At 51.7% G+C, this 2,402-nt stretch carries 3 protein-coding genes; 1 reads left to right on the forward strand and 2 read right to left on the reverse strand.

What is annotated here, in order from left to right; all coding sequences use genetic code 11:
* A partial coding sequence (locus A7E48_RS11625) for a hypothetical protein (RefSeq protein ID WP_369796778.1) occupies positions 1-222 on the reverse strand: 222 nt, incomplete at its 3' end.
* Positions 223-335: 113 nt separating this feature from the next.
* Positions 336-1,871, reverse strand: a complete 1,536-nt coding sequence (locus A7E48_RS09105; protein WP_068172560.1) for a hypothetical protein — start codon at positions 1,869-1,871, stop codon at positions 336-338.
* 260 nt (positions 1,872-2,131) lie between these two features.
* On the opposite strand from A7E48_RS09105, the gene A7E48_RS09110 reads away from it, so the two are divergent.
* Positions 2,132-2,402, forward strand: a 271-nt coding sequence (locus A7E48_RS09110) for a transposase family protein (RefSeq protein ID WP_141669437.1), incomplete at its 3' end; no start/stop codon positions are given.

A 2,402-nucleotide genomic window follows, 5' to 3' on the forward strand; every position in this document is an offset into this window, starting at 1 on the left:
GGACTGGCCGGCAATGAACCGATCGACGACTTCCTTCTTCACCTCGAAGGAAAAGTGCTGCTTAGTTGGTCTCTCCACAAGACATAGTCTGCCATGCAGCTTGAAACGACGCTCAAATCTCTTTACAGAATAGAGGCCAACTCCTAACCGATGAGCCGCTGCCGCATAGCCCAGCCCTTGCTCAAACAAATCAACGAGCTGCTCGCGCTGAGATTCACTCAAAGAACTTCGTGCTCTCAAAAAAATACTCCCCACTAGTTAGAAACTGATTTCTCAGTCCAACTAATGGGGAGCAGTTCACGCATGTTGCGGGAGCCAGGGGCTTTTTATTTTAACTAGGAAAGTTCGGAAACTTTACCGGTGATGGGGGACCACGAGAGGGTCTTGCCTTTGCTGAATTTGACGGTGACGGTGCCGTCCTTCTGCACAGTTTCATCTGTTACGGGGTAGCCAAACTTTTCGACGGAACCCCAGTTCTTATAAGCGTTATTAATGCCGCCCTTACCCACGAGTGTATGGGTTCCGGTCTGAGCCGACCAGTAGAAAGCTGTTTCTGAACCATCTGATCGGCGGAACGTTTGAGTGGCGCCGCCTTCTGGCATGGCGGACTCATTTGCTACGGGGAACCCATATTTTCCGGTTCCACCTTCGCGAGTAAAGCGGCCACCGATAGCGCCTGGCTCCCATACTTTATATGTGCCGGTATTGGGCGCCCAATAGAATGCAGTAACTCTCCCGGTGGATACATTCTTGAACTTCTGCATAGCTCCGCCTGGAATTGCGGTCTCGTCAAACATGGGGTAGCCAAAACCGTTTTCATAACCGCCCGCGCGGTAAGCTGCGCCTATGCCGCCGCTATAGTTCACTGCATGGGCACCGGTTGCCTCAGTCCAGTAGACGGTCGTGTTGTTACGGAAATTCTGCGCCGCGCCGCCGTCCACGGTGCTGAATTCATTCGTGGTGGGGGCGCCAAGAGTAGAGGCATGACCGTAATAGTAATTGCCGATTGCTCCCACTAATCTGAAGGACGAGCGCTTTTGAACGCCTGCCTCGTTGAGTGATTTTTCCAGAATCCAGGGGAAGTCGTAGGCGTAGTGGTCACCGGCTGTATGGTTCATGTTGGTGTTGTAGAAACCGCTATTGCGGTATACCGAGTTACCGGCATGTGCTGCACCCCAGGCTGACCAATTCGTCGGCCAGGTGACTCCTGCACCATCACCGTAACCTACGTACCAGTCCATAGGCATGCCCTTAAAGTTGCTTGAAGGAGCGGTGAGAATACCATTTGAATTTCCGCCGCCCACCATGATGGAACCGCCTCCCGTGCGCCACGATTCTTGATTGCGCGCATTAAGTTCAAAGGTTTCAATTTCGGCGCCTCCCGAGTAACCGAGCGTCCATACTTTCGAACGATCAACGGCAGTATTGCTAATAAACCAGTTAGCAAATGAACGGAAATAGTTACCGTTTGAATACTGATTTTCCCACCAGGTAATGCCGTCGCCGGATGGATTTTGGTCAGGGGAAATAACGGGAACGAAAAGCATGTTTCGTTCGTTGGCGACTTTAGCCATACCCGTTAGCGCTGGATCGCTGGGGTTGTGTACTTTTGATTGCCATTTTTCCCAGTAGTCGCCGTCCAGGTAGAAGACGACGCCGACGGGCTGGGACCAGTCAATTCCGTTGGCGTACACGTGGTACTGGGAGTTTCCGTAAGGGCGAAACTGCCCGGTTGTTGTATATGCTTCGGCGGGTGTTGCAGAGATGGTTGCTGAGAATGCCGAACCTGCGATGAGTGCGAGAGCTGCGAGGGTTTTGGCAGATTTTTTGGGGGCGCGCGATTTGGGCACACGGGGGAGTGCGAAAGTCATCTTTACCTTCATATGAAATTAGAGGGGGAAGTGTATGAGGCTGAAAGCGGAAAGTTCTCAGCTATTTTTAGAATACTTATTTTTGAGCACCGTTACTGAATTTAACGAGTGTGGTGTAAAGAATATCGTCAAGAGTCATAGAGGCTTATTCAAAAGTAGGAACACACCCACACCCCACCAACTAGACAACGGCCCCACCAGCGGCAAAAATAAGAGGATTAAATCACTACAAATAACCTCAAGCCATACCGGAAGAACCGTTGCTCCACCAGCGTACAACAGGGCTCACACCTCAGCAATTCACCACGCTACTGACAGCCCTCACCTCTCATATCACCTGGGCAAAACCAGGCGGAAGACCACCAGCACTAACCCTGGCCCAGGGTCTTAAAGTCACCCTTTTCTACCACCGACACAACCTCACCGAAGAACTCCTCGCAGAAATCTTCAACACCTCCCAGCCCACCATCTCACGGACCCTCAACACCGTTGAAAAAGCACTTGAGAAAGCCCTCAGGCCGCTAGAACAGT

The organism is Rothia sp. ND6WE1A (assembly GCF_001683935.1).
Taxonomy (GTDB): domain Bacteria; phylum Actinomycetota; class Actinomycetes; order Actinomycetales; family Micrococcaceae; genus Rothia; species Rothia amarae.